The 18,744-nt window shown below is 62.2% G+C and carries 18 protein-coding genes; 4 read left to right on the top strand and 14 right to left on the bottom strand.

The features are described from left to right. Positions 1 to 183 precede the first annotated feature (183 nt). Positions 184 to 1,131: a phytanoyl-CoA dioxygenase family protein gene (locus tag OXI69_07820; protein MDE2666042.1), complete on the bottom strand. Its 948-nt coding sequence runs from the start codon at positions 1,129 to 1,131 to the stop codon at positions 184 to 186. Between the two features lie 211 nt (positions 1,132 to 1,342). Here OXI69_07820 and OXI69_07815 point away from each other — a divergent pair, with 211 nt between their 5' ends. From OXI69_07815 to OXI69_07800, 4 genes are all read left to right on the top strand, one after another. Continuing rightward, positions 1,343 to 2,335, top strand: a complete 993-nt coding sequence (locus tag OXI69_07815; protein ID MDE2666041.1) for a CHAD domain-containing protein — start codon at positions 1,343 to 1,345, stop codon at positions 2,333 to 2,335. A 148-nt stretch (positions 2,336 to 2,483) separates the two neighbouring features. Further along, a complete protein-coding gene (locus OXI69_07810; protein MDE2666040.1) occupies positions 2,484 to 4,466 on the top strand; it encodes an NYN domain-containing protein in 1,983 nt (660 codons plus the stop codon). A 446-nt stretch (positions 4,467 to 4,912) separates the two neighbouring features. Further along, positions 4,913 to 6,343 carry a pyruvate kinase gene (pyk, locus tag OXI69_07805; GenBank protein MDE2666039.1) on the top strand — a complete coding sequence of 477 codons (1,431 nt, stop codon included), beginning with the start codon at positions 4,913 to 4,915 and terminating at the stop codon, positions 6,341 to 6,343. Between the two features lie 101 nt (positions 6,344 to 6,444). After that, positions 6,445 to 7,125, top strand: coding sequence for a dienelactone hydrolase family protein (locus OXI69_07800; protein ID MDE2666038.1), 681 nt, complete (start codon positions 6,445 to 6,447; stop codon positions 7,123 to 7,125). A 29-nt stretch (positions 7,126 to 7,154) separates the two neighbouring features. On the opposite strand, the gene OXI69_07795 is transcribed toward OXI69_07800, so the two are convergent. The 13 genes from OXI69_07795 to hisA all read right to left on the bottom strand — a co-directional run bounded on the left by OXI69_07795 (position 7,155) and on the right by hisA (position 18,675). Beyond that, positions 7,155 to 7,814 (bottom strand): CoA transferase subunit B, encoded by a 660-nt coding sequence (locus OXI69_07795; protein MDE2666037.1) that lies wholly within the window; start codon positions 7,812 to 7,814, stop codon positions 7,155 to 7,157. 1 nt (position 7,815) lies between these two features. Further along, entirely contained in the window at positions 7,816 to 8,508 is a 693-nt protein-coding gene (locus OXI69_07790; GenBank protein ID MDE2666036.1) for a CoA transferase subunit A, read from the bottom strand. 94 nt (positions 8,509 to 8,602) lie between these two features. Beyond that, a complete protein-coding gene (locus OXI69_07785) occupies positions 8,603 to 8,908 on the bottom strand; it encodes a chorismate mutase (GenBank protein ID MDE2666035.1) in 306 nt (101 codons plus the stop codon). A 3-nt stretch (positions 8,909 to 8,911) separates the two neighbouring features. Beyond that, on the bottom strand, positions 8,912 to 9,703 hold the full coding sequence (gene trpA, locus OXI69_07780; GenBank protein MDE2666034.1) for a tryptophan synthase subunit alpha: 792 nt from the start codon (positions 9,701 to 9,703) through the stop codon (positions 8,912 to 8,914). A gap of 85 nt (positions 9,704 to 9,788) precedes the next feature. Then, positions 9,789 to 11,003, bottom strand: coding sequence for a tryptophan synthase subunit beta (gene trpB / locus OXI69_07775; protein ID MDE2666033.1), 1,215 nt, complete (start codon positions 11,001 to 11,003; stop codon positions 9,789 to 9,791). Beyond that, a complete protein-coding gene (locus tag OXI69_07770; GenBank protein ID MDE2666032.1) occupies positions 11,000 to 11,644 on the bottom strand; it encodes a phosphoribosylanthranilate isomerase in 645 nt (214 codons plus the stop codon). Before OXI69_07770 ends, trpB begins: the two co-directional genes overlap by 4 nt. Positions 11,645 to 11,880: 236 nt before the next feature. Then, the gene (gene trpC, locus OXI69_07765) at positions 11,881 to 12,684 is read right to left on the bottom strand and encodes an indole-3-glycerol phosphate synthase TrpC (protein ID MDE2666031.1); all 804 of its coding nucleotides are present in this window, start codon (positions 12,682 to 12,684) and stop codon (positions 11,881 to 11,883) included. 98 nt (positions 12,685 to 12,782) lie between these two features. Beyond that, positions 12,783 to 13,829, bottom strand: coding sequence for an anthranilate phosphoribosyltransferase (gene trpD, locus OXI69_07760; protein MDE2666030.1), 1,047 nt, complete (start codon positions 13,827 to 13,829; stop codon positions 12,783 to 12,785). A 6-nt stretch (positions 13,830 to 13,835) separates the two neighbouring features. Beyond that, a complete protein-coding gene (locus OXI69_07755; protein ID MDE2666029.1) occupies positions 13,836 to 14,399 on the bottom strand; it encodes an aminodeoxychorismate/anthranilate synthase component II in 564 nt (187 codons plus the stop codon). Between the two features lie 69 nt (positions 14,400 to 14,468). Then, entirely contained in the window at positions 14,469 to 15,947 is a 1,479-nt protein-coding gene (trpE, locus tag OXI69_07750) for an anthranilate synthase component I (GenBank protein MDE2666028.1), read from the bottom strand. A gap of 116 nt (positions 15,948 to 16,063) precedes the next feature. Continuing rightward, positions 16,064 to 16,747 (bottom strand): bifunctional phosphoribosyl-AMP cyclohydrolase/phosphoribosyl-ATP diphosphatase HisIE, encoded by a 684-nt coding sequence (hisIE, locus tag OXI69_07745; GenBank protein MDE2666027.1) that lies wholly within the window; start codon positions 16,745 to 16,747, stop codon positions 16,064 to 16,066. A gap of 17 nt (positions 16,748 to 16,764) precedes the next feature. Next, on the bottom strand, positions 16,765 to 17,529 hold the full coding sequence (gene hisF, locus OXI69_07740) for an imidazole glycerol phosphate synthase subunit HisF (protein MDE2666026.1): 765 nt from the start codon (positions 17,527 to 17,529) through the stop codon (positions 16,765 to 16,767). A gap of 420 nt (positions 17,530 to 17,949) precedes the next feature. Continuing rightward, positions 17,950 to 18,675 (bottom strand): 1-(5-phosphoribosyl)-5-[(5-phosphoribosylamino)methylideneamino]imidazole-4-carboxamide isomerase, encoded by a 726-nt coding sequence (gene hisA / locus OXI69_07735; protein MDE2666025.1) that lies wholly within the window; start codon positions 18,673 to 18,675, stop codon positions 17,950 to 17,952. Positions 18,676 to 18,744: the final 69 nt, after the last annotated feature.

Below are 18,744 nucleotides of genomic sequence, written 5' to 3'. Positions count from 1 at the left end.
CTCGGGAGCGAAGAGCGTAGCGGTCACTACGGTCGAGCGAGCATGGATGCGCTGTGGGGAAAAGGACAAGCCAGGGCGCGCCCAGCACCGTGTGTAGCCGCAAGGCATCACATTCGGACCAACAAGTTTCCAAAAATAAACGGACTTTCATTATGAATCCAGCGACCTGGTGAGAAATGCGGGCTAGCCCCTCCGAAGCCCATTGGCCGAGAAACCGTACAGGAACCGTGCGGCGGGAGACATGCGCCGGGCTCGCTCAGGAGAGATGCTGCCGCGGTAATCGGAAAAGGGTTTGATCCAGGACCGCTGGTAGAAGGAAATGATTGCGCGGCGCGGTCGTTCGGTGGAGTTAGGGCCTATCCGGTGCCAAGTGCTGGCCAGCCAGATCGCAACCGCGCCGGCCTCACCGCACAGAGCCTTCTCCTCGGCCCGGTCGCCCCGTTTCCAGCTTGGCTTGCTGCGGGTCAAGTGGCTCCGGGGAACGATCCGGGTCGCCCCGTTGGCCGCGGTAAAGGAGTCGATCATCCAGGCCACCTGAAACCCCAGGGGAAAATCGGGAAGGGGCTCGGGCATTTGAGTCAAGGGGTTGTCCAGATGCCAGGGACCGCCCGGCGTTCCCGGACCGATACTGGTGGCGGTGACGTCACCCAACACACAGTCTCGTCCAAGCAGCCGATGGGCCAAGCCGAGGACCACGGGATGCTCGACCAGCGCATCCGCGAGGTGGGTCTTGGCCGGCAGATTGCGCACGTACTGCGAGCGGTCGTGATCGAAGAGATTAGGGATGTGCATGAAGGTCTTGTTGATTTCCCGAGGTCCCACGGGCCAGGGCGTATCGCGGTTCTCGGCCCGTGTGTGGCGGACACGCTGCATCATTCGGGCCAGCTCTTCCCGGCTGACCGCGTAGGATTCCGCCAGGTAGGATTCGATTTCCTCGTCTCCGGGATGAACCGGTCCATCGCCCGGAAGGTAGGGAGACTGGCGTTCCTGCTCCGCCAGCCTGTCAATGTGGCTGCGCCACTCCGTCAACTGGTCGGAGTCCAGCAGCCCCTCCAGAACGACGTAGCCCTCTCCTCCCAACTGTTGTGCGATTCGAGTCAGATCGAACCGGCCTTGCGGATCCTGGATCATCGAAACCTCATCGGGTTCAGGTTCGGTCGAACCGTATTTTACTCGAAGGAACCGGTCTCCGGCAGCCCCCCGGGGATCGCGGGCTCAATGGGCCTTCAGCAGTTAGGACCGGTTTCGGTGTGTTATATTAAGATTTTGTAAAGAAGAACCCCAACCGGGCACCAGGCAGCGGGCGGCGGCCCTGCTGGGAACCTCCCCGGGCTTTCTCCCCATGAAGACGGGCATTACATTGAAGAACAAGGACATCCGCGGCTTCGCGGCGGAGTCGGCCCTCTTTTGGGTGAGAGCCATGTTTTCCCAGGCTGCCGGCACTCGAGAGGGGAAGGATATCGAGCACCTTCACGATATGCGGGTGGCCTCCCGCAGGCTGCGCGAGTGCTTTCGGGTGTTCAACGCCTTTTATGCTCCCAGAAAGCTGAAGAAGGTTCTTTCATCGGTCAGGAACATCACCCGGGTCCTGGGACGGCCCCGGGAAACCGATGTCAACCTCAGTCTGCTGGCGGCCTACCAACCCGGACCGTCACCGATCCTGAGCACCACCCATGAGTACCTGCTGGAGATTTTTGAATTTGAACAGGCGCGCCAGCGGCGAAAGATGCTCAAGCAGGTGGGCAAGATCGACCGGGGCGCCCTCGAAAACATGCTGAGCCGGTTTGCCGAAACCGCTCGCACGAGCCGGTCCAGACCCTCGTTGCTTACCCAGGTGGGCCAGGAACTGGAGTTCGAGGGTTTTCTCAGTATCAGCACCAGGGATCTCAGGCAGAACGTCGCCAAGATCTTCGCCTTCGAGGCGGCGCCCTCAGGGGAGGAGTACGAAGCGCGTTTGCATGAACTCAGGATCAACACCAAGAAACTGCGATACCGCCTGGAACTCCTGAATGCAGCTTACGACCAGCGGTTCGGCGGGGGGATCAGGCTGGCCAAGGATCTGCAGGACGTCATCGGTTGGGCCCACGACTATAGCGTACTGATCGTCCAACTGGAATCCCACCGGCGGTACCTGACCCAAAAAGGCAGGATGAGGTTGGCCAGGGGCTGCCAGCGAACCATCGCGGACTTCGACGCAATCAAGGCCTCCTATCTCGATCGGGTCCAACCAGCCCGCATCGGTTTTCTGCAGGAACTCTCCCGGCTGGATCTGGCGCCCGAAAACCACCTGCTTCCCGTTCCAGGCAGGATCGAGAGGCAGGCAATGTCCGGATGACCCCCGCCATTCCGACCTGTCAGCCGGCCGACGGATAACCTGCAGTATCGCCCGGCCCGGCCCCCGGTCTTACCCTTCAACCTGGCCCACATTTCTCACCGGTCATTGTGTTAGGTTCATGGCTGGGTTACACTAGCGCCGAACCCACATGCAGATCGACGAACGAAAAATTGCCGTCTTCATCGACTTTGAGAACGTGGCCATGGGTGTCCGCGAAAGTCGATACGGCAATTTCGACATCGACCTCGTCCTCAAGCGGCTGGTCGAGAAGGGCAAGATCACCGTCAAGCGCGCCTACTCCGACTGGCATCGCTACGCCGAATTCAAGAGGGCCTTTCATCAAGCCGCTATCGAGTTGATCGATGTGCCGCAGAGCCGTTACAGCGGCAAGAACAGCGCCGACATTCGAATGGTGGTGGATGCGCTGGACCTGTCTTACCAACGGGACCACATCGATACCTTCGTCCTGGTTTCCGGGGACAGCGACTTTTCCCCGCTGGTCTCCAAGCTGCGGGAGAATGGCCGCTACGTCATCGGGATGGGAGTCAAGCAGTCCTCCTCCGATCTGTTGATCAACAACTGCGACGAGTTCATCTTTTATGAAGACCTGGTGCGGCCCTCCACCGAAAACACGACCCTGGCTCCCAAGCTGAATGGATTGCCTCGCAAGAAAGCCGAGGCCCTGCGTCTGGTTGTCGAAACCTTTGAGGCGCTACAGCGCGAAGGCAAGGAGTTCATCTACGGTTCCGTCATCAAGCAGACGCTGGTCCGAAAGTTGCCCTCTTTCAATGAGGCCTACTTCGGATACCCGAGCTTCTCCCGCCTGTTGGAGGACGCCGCCGAAAACAAGCTGCTCCAGTTGACCAAGGACCAAAAGAGCGGCGGCTATATCGTGACTTTGAGCGGGGATGGCACCGGGACTGAGGCGCCTTCCGAAGAAAAGGCGGAGTCCACTCCCTCCGGGGGCGAAAGCCCGCCGCCGGCCGGCAAGAGCAGTGCGCCGACCAGAACCCGCTCGTCCCGCGGTCGCCGGCAAGGTGCTCGAGAGAACGCCAGGACCGATCCTCAGCCTCCCGTTGAAACCGCACCCACCGAACCTCGGAGCGATCCGGCGCCCCAGGCCTTTACGAAAACACCCGAGGCTCCGGCGGAGAGCTCCTCCGCGGGGGAAACCGCCTCAGCCGAACAATCCACCGAGTCGTCTCCTCCGGTTGAAAAGAAAACGGCGCGGCCACGCCGGCGCTCTCCCAGGAGTCCCAGCGCCGGGAGCAAGCAGTCCACTGCCGAGGAAGCCGAGGTGCCCCCGGCAGCCGAGATCGCTTCGGCCCCACCGGAGCAGCCCGTAGAGAGCGCATCGGCCACGCCGCCATCTCCCGAGGAGGAGCAGGCTTCGGTGCAGGAGCCCTCCCCGGGGGAAACCACCGCGGCCGAACAATCCACCGAGTCGTCTCCCACGGTTGAAAAGAAAACGGCGCGGCCACGCCGGCGCTCTCCCAGGAGGCGTGGCGCCGCGAGCAAGCAGTCCGCTCCCGAGGCAACCGAGGTGGCCCCAGCAGCCGAGATCGCCCCTGCCCCACCGGAAAAGCCTGCAGAAAGCGCAACGGCCGCAGATCCCTCTGCCGCCGGGGAGCAGGCTTCGGTGCAGGAGCCCTCCCCGGGGGAAACCACCGCGGCCGAACAATCCACCGAGCCATCTCCCACGGTTGAAAAGAAAGCGGCGCGTCCCCGCCGGCGCTCTCCCAGGAGCCGCACCGCCGGTAGCAGGAAGTCTGCCTCCAAAGCGGCCGAAGAAGCTGCGCCGGCCGAGGTTCCCGCTGATTCACCGGAGCAGCCTCCGGAGAGCCTGGCGACCGCGGCGGCTCCTGCCGCGGGAGGGCGGACTTCAGTGGAAGAAGCATCCCCGGTGGAAGCGCCGCCCGCCGACGCACCCCTGCTGAGCGGGGCTGCCGCACCCACGACCGAGCCGGACTCGGACGGCGGCGCCGCCCCCAAACGTCGCAGGAAGACCACGACTGCCCGGAAGAAGACCACCCGCAGCAAAACAACCCGGAGCCGCAAATCACCGGCTCGCGACACGGAACCTACCCTTTTCTCCCAGATTGAGGATTCATCATCGGGCGCGGCCTCGTGAAGAATGCTGTCTAACCACAAAAAGCACAAAAGTCACAACATGTGTTCTTGTGCCTTTGGTGGCCATTCCCGGCAAACGTCCCGCTGCCGAATCTTGCAATAGGCTCCTCTAGCCCGCATATCTCACCAGGCCGCTGAGCCTACGGTAGAAAAGTGTTGGTCTTTAACGTCTTGCAGCGCTTTGTATGGAGTCTTCAGCTTACACACGGTGCTGGGCGCGCCCTGGCTTGTCCTTTTCCCCTCAGCGCATCCATGCTCGCTCGACCGTAGTGGCCGCTACGCTCTTCGCTCCCGAGCACGCGCTGAGGGGAAAATGCCTGCGCCATCATCACGCCCCCTGGTGAGAAATGCGGGCTAGTTTTCTTGGTGTCCCTTCGTCGTCCTTCGTGCCCCTTCGTGGATATCTCTTTCGCTTTTTGCTCCTTCGTGCATTGAGAGCCGCCACAGATGAGAAAAACTAAAATCGTGGCCACCGTCGGCCCCGCGAGTGACTCGGCGCAAGCCCTCCGGCAGTTGATCCGGGGAGGGGTCGACGTGTTCCGGCTCAACATGTCCCACGGTGACCACGCCTCCCATCGGAGAGTGATCCAACGCATTCGGAAGATCGCCGAGGAGTTCGATCTGCCCATAGCCACCCTGGTGGACTTGCAGGGCCCCAAGTTGCGCCTGGGGACATTCGAGGGGGGACACGCCGAGTTGGCGGCCCGACAGCGATTCACCCTCACCACCCGCAAGGTTCAGGGGAACCGGGACACCGTCACCATCGATGCCCCCTCCTTTCCCCGGTTCGTTCGCGGCGGAGACAGGATCCTGATGGACGACGGCCTGCTGGTGCTGGAGGTGCTGGAGGTGTCCCCCGAGGATGTGGCCACCCGAGTGGTTTCGGGCGGAACCGTGCGTAGTCGCATCGGCGTCAACCTGCCCGGTGCATCTCTCTCGGTACCCGCCGTCACCGCCAAGGACGAGGTGGACATGCAATTTGCGGTCGAGAACCGAGTCGACTACCTGGCACTCTCGTTTGTCCGCGTCGCCCAGGACCTGGTGCAGGCGCGAAAACGGCTGGCACGGCTGGGCACTCGAGAAGCGTTGCCTCCGCTGATCGCCAAGATCGAAAAACCTCAGGCGCTGGAAGAGCTGCAAAACATCCTGGAAGTCTCGGACGGAATCATGGTGGCGCGCGGAGACCTGGGTGTGGAGGTGCCCGCCGAACAGGTTCCCCTCTTGCAGAAGAAGCTGATCGGGGCCGCCGTGCAGTCGGGAAAGCCGGTGATTACGGCCACTCAAATGTTGGAATCCATGACCAGCCACCCCCGCCCCACCCGTGCCGAGGCCTCCGACGTTGCCAACGCCATTCTGGACGGGACCGACGCCCTCATGCTTTCCGCGGAAACCGCTATCGGCCGCTACCCGTTGGAAAGCGTCCAAACCATGAGTCGCATCGCCCTCCACACCGAGTCCGAGGCTGCGCCCTACCCCCACTTTCTGGAGAAACCGGACTTCTTCGGCAATCATACCGACACGGCCTACGCCGTTTGCCGGGCTGCCCTGTCGGCCGCCAAGCAGTTGCCCACCCGGAAAATCGTCGTTTTTACCACCTCGGGCGCCACCGCCAACATCCTGTCCAGCTTCCGGCCCGCGCAAACCATCTTCGCCATCACCCCCAGCGACGCCGTCTTCCCCCGACTGAACCTGCTGAGAGGCGTGGTCCCGGTCCTCATCCAGCAGATCGCCGATACCGATACCCTGATCGGGATGACGGACCGGATCCTCATGGAACGCAACCTGGCCACTCGCGATGAGCGCATCGTCATTGTCTCCGGTGTCATGAACGTTCAGGGCGCCACCAACATGATGAAGATCCATCGGGTCGGCGCCTGAGCCGTAAAACAGCCCCGCAGCAACGTGTTATACTGCCGCCCAACAAGACGTCAGGTTGGATCCATGCGGCCCCCGAGGGGCTCCCACAGGACAACGGAGGGATGAAGATGGCTGGCGAAATGGTGACATTCTCGAGCAACGGCGGCCAATGCCAGGGATACCTGGCCAGGCCCGGTGCGGGCGGCCCGGGAGTTGTCGTGCTTCAGGAGTGGTGGGGGCTTGTAGACCAGATCAAGGGGGTTGCCGATCGTCTTGCCGAAGCAGGATTCGTGGCCCTGGCTCCGGATCTGTATCACGGTCAATCCACCAAGAGCCCCGACGAAGCCGGCAAGCTCATGATGGCGCTGAATATCGAAGCAGCCGCTCGAGACCTGGCGGGATCGGTCGACTACCTCCTCAGCCTGAAGGAGACCCGCGGATCCCGCGTGGGCAGCGTGGGCTTCTGCATGGGAGGACAACTCTCGCTCTACGCGGCCTGCGCCAACCCCGGCATCGGAGCTTGCGTCGTCTACTACGGCATCCATCCCAACGTACAACCGGACATTCCTTCTCTGGAGGCGCCCGTGCTCGGTTTCTTCGGCGAAAAGGACGCCTTCGTCCCCCCCCAGGCGGTCCGGGAATTGGAAACGGCCCTCCGGGACGCGGCGAAAAGCGTCGACTTCCGCATCTATCCCCAACGGGACCACGCCTTCTTCAATGAGGACCGGCCGGATGTCTACCACCAGGTAGATGCCGAAGACACCTGGACTCGCATGATCCAGTTCTACCGGCAACACCTGTAGGACAGCCGCCGTGCCGGTGACATCCCCGATCAGTCTTGAATTGTCTTGAGATCGGGGTCTACCGAGAAACGGGCCGCGGTCGCCTGCCGGACGTCATCCAGACTCAGCCCTTCGGCAATTTCCACCAGCCGCAAACCCTGCGGAGTCACGTCCAGAACCGCCATTTCCGTGATGATCCGGTCCACCACTCCCACGCCGGTGAGAGGGAGCCGGCACTCGGGCAGGATCTTGGGACTGCCCTTCCGGGTCCGATGCTCCATGGCGACGATCACTCGCCTGGCCCCCGCCACCAGATCCATGGCTCCCCCCATTCCCTTCACCATCTTTCCGGGGATCATCCAGTTGGCCAGGTTCCCCTGCTCGTCCACCTCCATGGCCCCAAGGATGGTGAGATCGATGTGTCCGCCGCGGATCATGTCGAAGGAATCGGCGCTGGAAAAGTAGGAGGCGCTCTCCAATGCCGTTACTGTTTCCTTGCCCGCATTGATGAGATCCGGGTCCATTTCATCTTCCGTAGGATAAGGCCCCATTCCCAGGAGCCCGTTCTCCGACTGCAGGGTGACGCTCATGGCCTCGGGGATATGGTTTGCCACCAGGGTGGGCAGGCCGATTCCCAGGTTGACGTAGAATCCATCCCTCAACTCCCGGGCAGCCCGCCGCACGATGGCATCGCGTCTTTGGTCCGGCATGTCATTCCCTCACTCTTCGTCTCTCGATACGCTTTTCGTAGTCGACTCCTTCAAAGATTCGATCCACGTAAATACCCGGTGTATGGACGGTATCGGGATCCAGGTCTCCCGGCTCCACCAGCGCCTCCACTTCGGCGATGGTGACCCGGGCAGCCATGGCCATCAGGGGGTTGAAGTTTCTGGCGGTCTTCCGATAGACCAGGTTGCCGGCACTGTCTCCCCAATGAGCCTTTACGAAGGCGAAGTCCGCCTTGAGGGGAAGCTCCAGGACGTAGTGTTTGCCTTCAATGGAACGGGTCTCCTTGCCCTCGGCAACCACGGTCCCGTAGCCCGTGGGCGTGAAGAATCCACCGATCCCGGCCCCTCCGGCGCGGATGCGCTCGGCAAAGGTTCCCTGGGGACATAGCTCCACGTCCAACTCACCCTTGAGCACCAGTTCTTCGAAGAGCCGATTTTCCCCCACGTAGGTCGAAATCATTTTCCGGATCTGACGTTTTTCCAACAGGATTCCGATGCCGAAATCGTCAATGCCGGCGTTGTTGCTGATCACTGTCAGATCTCTGGGGCCCTGGTCCCGCAACGCCTGGATGAGGTTTTCCGGAATTCCGCACAGACCGAAGCCGCCCATCATGATGGTGGCGCCGTCGCCGATGTCGCTGATCGCCTGGTTGGCATCCCGAATGACTTTGTTCAATACCGTCTCCTGGAGCCCCTGAGGCCTGAACCGGGGCGGGTTGGTTGAGGGAGTTGCGGGGGAAATGCCCCAGTGTTGCCGGAGTGCGGAGAAGCTACGGTGGACCGGGGGAATTCCCATCGGCCAGTCCCTGTTTTTTCTCGACCTGCTCCTCCAATCGAATGCACTCGTGAATGATGGTCTCGAAGATCCTGGCCACCGCTTCGTCGGCAAGAGGCCCCCTGTTGTTGCGGACGATCCGCCCAAGGATTCGCTCTTCCCGCTGGGGATCTCTCACCGCAAGCTGCCGGAGCCGCTTGATCTTGCCGATCTCCATCACGCAACCGGAACGATCGGACAACAGGTCGACCAGCTTGGCGTCGACCTCGTCGATGCGCTTTCGCCAATCGGATATATCCATGGTCTAGCACCCTCCCTTGAGCCACCGCCCAAACTCTCCAACCCGTTGCGCCAGATCGGGCTGACCCAGATTCCGCTCAATGCAGCCGACGATGGCGCTTCCCACCACGGCGCCCTCGGCCTGTGACCATATCTGCCGGAGATGATCCGGCTCCGAGACTCCGAATCCCACAGCGACGGGAAGGGAGGTCTGCGAACGAATCTTTCGGATCAGGGACTGGACCTCGTCCGAAAGCGATTTTCGAGCCCCGGTCACCCCAGTGCGCGAAACCGCATAGATGAACCCGGAGGAGTAGGCGGCTATTTTTCGGATCCTTTCGTCGGTGCTGGTGGGAGCCGCCAGAAAAACGGAGTCCAGACCTGCAGTCCTGAGCACCTGCATGGGACCCTCCGCCTCCTCCACCGAGAGATCGGTGATCAGGACACCGTCGATTCCACGCTGTTTGGCAGCCGAGACCAGCCTCTCGAAACCATAGGCAAACAACGGGTTGTAGTAGCTGAAGAGCAACAGCGGAACCTGGGTCTGTCGGCGTAGGTCGGCCACCAGCGCCAAGCCCTTCTCCAAGGTGAAACCCCGAGCCAAAGCCCGTTCGGTGGCTCTCTGAATCACCGGACCGTCAGCCAGGGGGTCCGAGAAGGGCACGCCCAACTCGATCAGGTCGGCTCCCGTGGCTGCCAATTCCAGCACGACCCTCCCGGAAGTCTCCAGATCGGGGTCGCCCAAAGTGACGTAAGGAATAAAGACACCCCTCCCCTGTTGCCGGGCCCGGTCGAACATCTGCCCAATGCGGGTCATTTCTCAACCCATCGCCAGCGAAAGGCGCTCATCCTGAACTTCCCCACATTCCGCAAGGCGGCCTTTCGCGGATCGTCTTTCCTGCTCATTCCGAATCGGCGGCCGCCACCGTCTGGACGTCCTTGTCGCCCCGGCCGGACAGGTTCACCAGCAGCAGGTCCTCTTCCCTGAGCCGGGGCGCCATCCGCATGACCTCGGCCACGGCGTGAGCGCTCTCCAGGGCCGAAACGATACCCTCGGTTCGACTCAGCAGATGGAGAGCCTCCAGGGTCTCCTCATCGGTGGCGGAGGTGTAGCGGATGCGTCCCTGATCCCTCAGGAATGCGTGCTCGGGCCCCACCGACGCGTAGTCCAGGCCCGCCGAGATGGAGTGGGTCTTGGCGATCTGTCCGTCCTCGTCCTGCAGCACGTAGGAATAGGTCCCCTGGAGGATCCCCGGCTTCCCACCGCTGAAACGCGCCGCATGCTCACCCAGGTTCGAACCGCGACCGCCCGCCTCGACTCCCACCATGGCCACCGTTTCATCTTCCAGGAAGGCATGGAAGAGCCCGATGGCATTGCTGCCCCCTCCAACACAGGCCACCAGGGTGTGAGGCAATCGACCTTCCCGTTCCAGAATCTGCTCCCGGGCTTCCCTGCCGATCACCGATTGAAAATCTCTCACCATCATGGGGTAAGGATGGGCGCTGAGAACGGAACCGATCAGGTAGTAGGTGCTGCGCACGTTGGTGACCCAATCCCGAATGGCCTCGTTGATGGCGTCCTTCAAGGTCTGACTGCCGCTGGAGACCCCGTGGACCTTGGCTCCCAGCAGGCGCATGCGGAAGACATTCAACGCCTGCCGCCGCATGTCTTCCTCACCCATGTAGACCTCGCACTCCAGATCGAGCAGAGCGCACACGGTGGCGGTGGCGACGCCGTGCTGTCCGGCCCCGGTTTCGGCGATGACCCGCTTCTTGCCCATCCGCTTTGCCAGCAACCCCTGACCCAGGCAATTGTTGATCTTGTGAGCCCCGGTATGGTTCAGATCCTCCCGCTTGAGGTACACCCTGGCCCCGCCAAGCTGCCGGGAGAGACGACCGGCCAGCGTCAGGGGAGTCGGGCGCCCGCTGTAGTCGCGCAAAAGCCCATCAAGGTCCGATTGAAAGCCGGGGTCCCGCCGGGCTTCCAGGTAGGCCGCCTCCAACTCCTCCAGGGGATGCATCAGGGTCTCGGGCACGAACTTGCCCCCGTAGGGACCAAAGTGCCCCCGGCTGTCCGGAACTTGCCCCATGTCTTGCCTATTGGTTGTTCCACTCATTGGTTTCGTTCCGACTCCCCCCGGGCTCGACGGATCTCATTGAAGAGGGCTGCCATCTTCCGGTGGTCCTTGCGACCCGGCTCCCGCTCGATGCCCGAGCAGACGTCGATGCCGTAGGGCCGTACCCGGCAAATGGCTTCATACACATTGTCCGGATTCAGGCCTCCCGCCAGAATGACGCGCCCCAGCCGCTTGGCCGCCAGGGCCAGGTCCCAGTCAAAGGCCTTCCCGGTGCCGCCAGGCAGGGCGCCACCGGCAGTATCCAGCAAAAAGGCCTGCACGGGAAAGGCTGAGATACGGTCCAGTTCAAGCCTCGGCCCCACGCCGAAGGCCTTGAACACCGGTAGCGGCCTGATTCGCCGGGTGTAGTCCGGGCTTTCCGAGCCATGCAACTGCACCGTTCCCAGGCCGGTGGCGCGGGCAATTTTCACCACCTGCTCGGGACGGCGTTCGTCCACGAAGACGCCCACGGTCGCGACCAGCGGCGGCAGCCCTTCAATCAGCAACCTGGCCCGTTCGGGTTGGATGTATCGCGGGCTCTTGCGATAGAAGTTGAAACCCAGAGCGTCCGCACCAAGCTCGACGGCCGCCCGGGCATCCTCCAGATTGGTGATCCCACAGATTTTTGTCCTGACCTGCATGGCTGGTCTGAACCGCTCCCGTTTTGCCCCCTATGAACCATCCCGTTGTATCGGGAGGTTGTGCGGCTAAGCGAATAGTTGTCAGTGGTCAGTGATTAGTGGTCAGTGGTCAGTCTTAAAGACAGATAAGTTCCTCACGACCGGTTTGCATTAATTGAGCGACTCTGCCGAGATCGACAGATGCTTAACGTGTCTATCCAATCACTAGCCACTAGCCACTGACCACTAGCCACTGTTCAATTGACGCTGTGCACCATCAACTCCCGCAGGGCCCTGCCCGGTTGGACCGACTTCATCAACAACTCGCCAATCAGAAAAGCGTCGTAGCCGGCCTCCCGCAACTGTCGAATGTCCCCGGAAGCCCTGATCCCGCTCTCGCTCACGGTGACAACCGATTCCGGAAAATGAGGGGCAAGTTCAAGAGACGTGCTCAGATTGACCTCAAAGGTCTTCAGGTCACGATTGTTGACGCCGATCAACCTGGCTCCCACGTCCAGGGCAACCTTGAGCTCATGCCGATCATGGACCTCCACCAGGGCTTCAAGCCCCAGGCGCTCCGCCAACTGTTTCAACTTCAAGAGCCGTCGCGGCGTCAGTATGGCTGCAATCAGCAGAACGGCGTCGGCACAACAGGCAGCGGATTCATAGATCTGATAGGGATCCAGAATGAAATCCTTTCGCAGCACGGGCCGAGAGATGCTGCGCCGGACCGACTCCAGGTGTTTCGTGGAGCCCAGAAAATAGTTTTCTTCCGTCAGAACGGAGACGGCTGCAGCCCCGTTGGATTCATAGTCCACCGCGATTTCAATCGGCTCGAAGGGATCTCTCAACAACCCCCTGGAAGGGGAGGCCTTCTTCATTTCGGCAATGCAACTGACCGGACCTGTGCGCCTCAAGGCATGATATAGCGAACGGGGTCCCATGCCGGGCTGCTGCCGCCTTGCCAAGGCCTGCTTCTCGGACAAGGGGCGAGTTCTCTTGAGCTGCTGGACCTGCCGTTGGCGGGCCTTGACGATTTCAGTCAAGACGTTTCCTGGCATCGGTTTCCTCGCAAGCGAATCGCTGACCTCGGGATCCTACTTCCTCCGGGTAGCGGCCGACAGCCGCCGTGAGGGCCTCGCCCGCTTTTCTTGCCGGCTCAATCCGGGGCTTGAATCTGCCGGTTGGAGCATTCCACCAACCCCTCCAGCCTGGCCAGCGCCCACCCATGATCCAGGGACTGCCGGGCCACTTCCACAGCAGCCTGAAGCGAATCCGCGCGCCCCGACACGTAAACGCCTGCCGCAGCGTTCAGGAGCACGATATCCCGTTGGCCTTCGGTGCATTCTCCCTCCAGAACCCCCCGCAGGATCCGGGCGTTCTCCGCAGCGTCCCCGCCCTGAACCTGGTCCAGAGGCCGGCTCTGAAACCCCAGGTCCCGAGGGTCCAGCCTGTCGGTCCGAATGGCGCCATCCTTGAGCTCGGTGACCCGGGTCGGTACCGCTATCGAGATCTCGTCCAGACCGTCCTCAGCCGAGAAGATGAGGGCGTGCTCGCACCCGAGAGATTTCAACACCTGAGCGAACACCTCGGTGAGATGGGGAGCAAACACCCCGATGATCTGCCGCCGGGCTCCGGCCGGATTGAGCAGGGGACCCAACAGGTTGAAGATGGTCCGCATGGCCAGATTGCGCCGCAGCGGCGCCACCACCTTCATGGCCTGATGAAAGACCGGAGCAAACAGAAAGGTGATGCCGCAGGTCTCCAGGCTGTGCTTCAGGACCTCCTGGGGAGCATCGATTCTGACACCCAACTGGGCCAGCACGTCCGCGCTGCCGCACTTGCCGGAAATCGCCCGGTTCCCGTGCTTGGCCACCGGCACGCCCGCCCCGGCAATGACGAATGCGGCCGCGGTGGAAATATTGAAAGTGCCGGCTCCATCGCCACCGGTCCCGGCGGTGTCCACCAGGCCCTGCTGCCGGTGGTCAAGGGCCACGGCCACTCGCCGCATGCCTCGGGCGAAACCGGCGATTTCCGAGGCGACCTCTCCCTTCACCGCCAATCCGGCCAGTAGGGCCGCCACCTGCACCTCACTGAGCTGCCGGTCCAGAATGGCGGCGATCAACTGCTCGGATTCCCTCTCACCCAGAGAATTCCCGCCCTGGAATTTTCGGATTGCCTCCTGGTAAAGCGCCATTGCAGTCATGATTTCTCAAAGCCTCAAAAAGTTCTCGAGCAATTGCTTGCCGTAGGTGGTCAACACCGATTCCGGATGGAACTGAACCCCCTCGACCGGAAACTCGCGGTGGCGAAGCCCCATGATCAGGCCGTCGCCGGAGGTCGCCGAGATCTCCAGGCATGGAGGCAGACTCTCCTCCTCGACCATGAGGGAGTGGTAACGGGTGGCCGGAAAGCCATCGGGAAGGCCTTGGAAGATGGTCTTGCGATCGTGGTGGATCTGGCTGATCTTGCCGTGCATCAGGTAGGGCGCAGGAACGACGTTCCCTCCAAACACCTGGCCGATGGCCTGATGCCCGAGACAGACACCCAGTATCGGAACCCTTCCGGCAAAGCGGTCGATGAGCTCCAGCGTCACACCGGCATTGTCGGGAACGCCGGGTCCGGGCGAAACGACGATCTTCCGGGGCTTGCTGGATTCCACCCCCGAAACATCGATGTGATCGTTTCGGTAAACCGCGATCTCCGCCCCCAATTCCCCCAGGTATTGCACCAGGTTGTAGGTAAAGGAGTCGTAGTTGTCGATGACCAGAATCATGGCCTTGTCCGACTTCGCCTGGTTGACCGATCCCTTTCCGGGGAAACCGGGCAACCACAAGGGCTGCCCCTACAGTCCTTTCCCCGCCAACTCGAGAGCCTTGAGGAGGGCCCGGGCCTTGTTGAGGGTTTCCTGAAACTCCCTCTCCGGAACCGAATCGGCCACGATTCCGGCCCCCGCCTGGACATAAGCCTTGCCCTCCTTCACCACCAGGGTCCGAATGGAAATGCAGGAATCCAGATTGCCGGAGAAGTCCAGATAAAGGATGGCCCCCGCGTAGACACTCCGCAGGCTGGGCTCCAGCTCGTCGATGATCTCCATGGCTCGCACTTTGGGGGCGCCGGTCACGGTGCCGGCCGGGAAACAGGCCATCAATGCATCGAAGCGGTCCAGGCCGGGACGAAGTCGACCGCGCAGGGTGGACACCAGGTGCATGACGTGGGAATAGCGCTCCACGAACATCAGATCCACCAGCTCCACGCTGCCGTACTCGCAAACCTTGCCCAGATCGTTCCGACCCAGGTCTACCAGCATGATGTGCTCGGCTCGCTCCTTGGCGTCGCCCTTGAGTTCTTCCGCCAGGAGTGCATCCTCGTCCTCATGGCGGCCCCGCGGGCGTGTCCCGGCGATGGGACGGTAATAGGCCTTCCCCTCCGTGATTTTGACCAGCCGTTCGGGAGAAGACCCAATCACCGAAAAACCATTGAGTCTAAGGTAGAACATGTAGGGCGACGGATTCACCATTCGGAGCGACCGATAGATGGTGAAGGGATCGACGTCCACCTCTACGGTAAGCCGCTGCGAGAGGACTACCTGGAATATGTCGCCTGCCTTGATGTACTCCTTGGCCCGCTCAACGGCCTTGAGGAATCCTTCCTTGGTGAAATTCGACCGCACCTGGAGGGAGCCCTGGTCGGGGGAAGGAGCGGCAGGCGCGGGCATCGGCCGATTCAACCGGTCTTCCAGAGCTTCGATTTCCGAGACGGCCTTCCGGTACTTGACTTCCAGCGGCGCAGGTCCATCCTCGGTGAAGACGTTGGCAATAATCAGGATCTGCTGGCGAACATGATCGAAAGCCAGGATGTTGGAGAAAAACATCAGGACCGATTCGTCCAGATTCAGCTCGTCCTCTCCGGAATGTGGGATGTCTTCGATCCAGCGAACGGTGTCATAGGCAAAGTACCCCACCGCTCCTCCGGTGAAGGGCGGCAACCCCGGAACCCTGACGGTGCGGTAGCGGTCCGTGGTGTTCCGCATGACCTCCAGCAGGCGCCCTTCCCGTTGCTCCACCTCGCCGCCCCGCTTGATCTCGACCGTCTCTCCCCTGGAAGAGAAGCTGAGATAGGGGTTGCACCCCAGAAAGGAGTAACGTGCGATCTTCTCGCCGCCCTCGACGCTCTCGAGCAGAAAGGCACTGGTGGTGGCATCCTGAATCTTGAGAAACGCCAACACGGGCGTCAGCACATCTGCGGTGACCGCCTTGTGGACCGGGACGACGTTGCCCTGCCTGCAATAGGCGGTGAACTGGTTGTAGTCGGGTTCAATCATGGATGAAGGAGACCGGGAGGGACGCTTCCCCGAGGGCAGCCCGGGAGGAGCCGATGCATCTCGCTCCCCCCTCCGATGGGTGTGCCTCTTTTGGCTGCGTGGCTGGGATGCGACCGTCATTTGCGCTCGGGCGGAGCGGCCGGCCCTTTTCCGGATCTTCTGTCGAGTTCGCCCAGCACCTCTTCGAACTCGACCTCCTCGTTGGCCAGCAGCACCAGCAGATGATAGAAAAGGTCGGCGCTCTCCGCGGTCAACTCCTTCCTGGACCGGTTCTTGGCTGCGATGATGGTCTCGGCCGACTCCTCGCCGATCTTCTTGAGAATCTTGTCCCGACCCTGGGTAAAGAGATAGCTGGTGTAGGACCCTTCGGGACGGTGCTTGCGGCGGTCCTTGATCGTCTTTATCAGCCGGTCCACCGTTTCCGGGAACCGGCCAAGCGGCGTTTCACCACCCGGGACCTCGGAAACGAGCCGGTGGTGAAAGCAGGTCTCCGCCCCGGTGTGGCAGGCCGGGCCCCTGGGGTGAACCAACACCACCAGCGCATCCCCATCGCAGTCCAGATGCATCTCGGCGATCTTCTGGGTGTTTCCGGAGGTCTCGCCCTTGTGCCAGATCTCCTGGCGGCTGCGACTCCAGAAGTAGGTCTCGCCTCGGGTCAGCGACAGCTTGGCCGTTTCGCGATTCATGTAGGCCACCGTCAGGATCTGCCGGGTAGAGGCATCCTGCACGATGGCCGGGATCAGGCCGTTGGCATCGAATTTCATCCGGGAGAGTATCTCCTCGGCTTGGCTTGTTGACATGATTTCTTCCCGAAAGCTCAGCGAACCACCACTCCACGCGCCCTGAGATAATCCTTGGCCTGCTGGAGGGTGTGGGTGCCGAAGTGAAAGATGGAAGCCGCCAGGGCGGCGTGGGCGCCGCCCTGGGTCAGGCCCTGGAAGAGGTGTTCCAGAGTCCCCACCCCTCCCGACGCGATCACGGGAATCCCTACCCGAGAGGTCACGGCTTGCAGCAACTCCAGATCATAGCCCACCTGGGTGCCATCCCGGTCCATGCTGGTCAGCAGGATTTCGCCGGCCCCCAACGATTCCGCCTGCTCGGCCCAGTCCAGCGCATCCAGGCCGGTGGGCGTCCGGCCGCCATGGATATAGACCTCCCATGCGGGATTGCGGCCGGCGACGGTCCGCTTGGCGTCAATGGCAACCACCATGCATTGACTGCCGAATTTCTCCGCTCCCGCCCGGACCAGTTGGGGATTCTTCACGGCTGCCGTGTTCAGGGACACCTTGTCGGCGCCGGCCCGCAATATTTCCTGCACGCCGCCGGTGTCGCGAATCCCTCCCCCGACCGTGAATGGGATGAAAACGGACTCGGCAACCCGCTGAACCACCTCGACCATGATGTGGCGGTCATCGGAAGAGGCTGTAATATCCAGAAAGACCAGTTCGTCGGCACCCTGCCGGTCGTACCGCTTGCCGCACTCGACCGGGTCGCCGGCATCCACCAGGTCCACGAAATGGACCCCTTTGACCACGCGCCCCCGGTCCACGTCCAGGCAGGGAATAATGCGCTTTGCCAGCATAATTCTTTTCGCTCCGTCGAATCAACCGCCGCAGGCCGCCGGCCGACTGCCGCTTACTAGAAACAACCGCCGCTTCATCCTGTATCAGCGGCCTGTCGTGGGGTTCGGAGCCGAGCCTTGCCCCCCACCGCATCAGCCTTCTCCATCCGGCTCGGCTTCTGCGACTCCCCCTCAAGGGGGGAGTGATTCTTGAGGCCAGCATCAGGCGCTGGAGTATCACTCCCCCCTGGAGGGGGAGTCGGTGAGACAAGGGCTCCGCCCGCGGTCGAACCGGTGGGGGGGACGGAACCGGCGAGATCGCCACCCAGGAGACTCCGCCGGCAATCGAGCCGGAGGGGAGGCTCCATTCTCCAAGGTTCGCAAAAGACCCCTGCTTCACCCTCGCATGATCCGCTCCGTCGTCCGGGGCCGGGTGCCCCGCTAACCCGCCACCGCCGACAGCGCCTCTCCCAGGGGAAACCTCCCTTCATACAAGGCCTTCCCGACGATCACACCCTCCACGCCGCTTGACTCCAGGCGCTTGAGCCGCGACAGGTCCTCGAGGGAGGACACCCCCCCGGAGGCAATCACCTTCAATCCGCTCTCCCGAGCCATTCGCCCGGTGGCCTCCAGGTTGGGTCCCTGAAGGGTCCCATCCTTGCCGATGTCGGTGTAGACGATTCGGTCCACGCCGCGCCGTACCAGATCCCTGGCGAAGGGCAGCGCCTCCAGCGCCTCCAGCTGGTTCCATCCCCGGGTCGCCACCCGTCCCTGGCGAGCATCCAGGCCTACGATCACCTGGCCGGGGTGCCGGGTCAAGGCTTCCTCCACCAGATCGGGCCGCTCCACCGCGACCGTCCCCAGAATCACCCGGGTGGCTCCCGCGTCCAACAGTTCCCGGATGTCGGACAGGGTTCGGACACCGCCCCCGAACTGCACGGGGATGGGCAAGGCTTCAAAGATCTCCCGGGCGATGGTCCGGTTGTGACCGCCTTGGACCATGGCCCCATCCAGGTCAACCAGGTGAAGCCAGGTGGCGCCCTGGTCACACCACCGGCGGGCAGCCACCAATGGATCCTCCGAGTAGACCGTTTCGGCCTCTGCCCGCCCCTGGACCAGGCGTACGCACTTGCCACGACGCATATCCACGGCCGGGAAGATGATCATCTGAGTGCCCTGTGTGCCTTGTGGCGAACCCGGAGCTCCGGTGGCCTGGCCCTGGCCGGCATTCCTGCC

Source organism: Acidobacteriota bacterium, assembly GCA_028875575.1.
In the GTDB taxonomy this organism is placed as follows: Bacteria; Acidobacteriota; Terriglobia; order Versatilivoradales; family Versatilivoraceae; genus Versatilivorator.
This window is presented reverse-complemented; position numbering and strand designations above follow the sequence as displayed.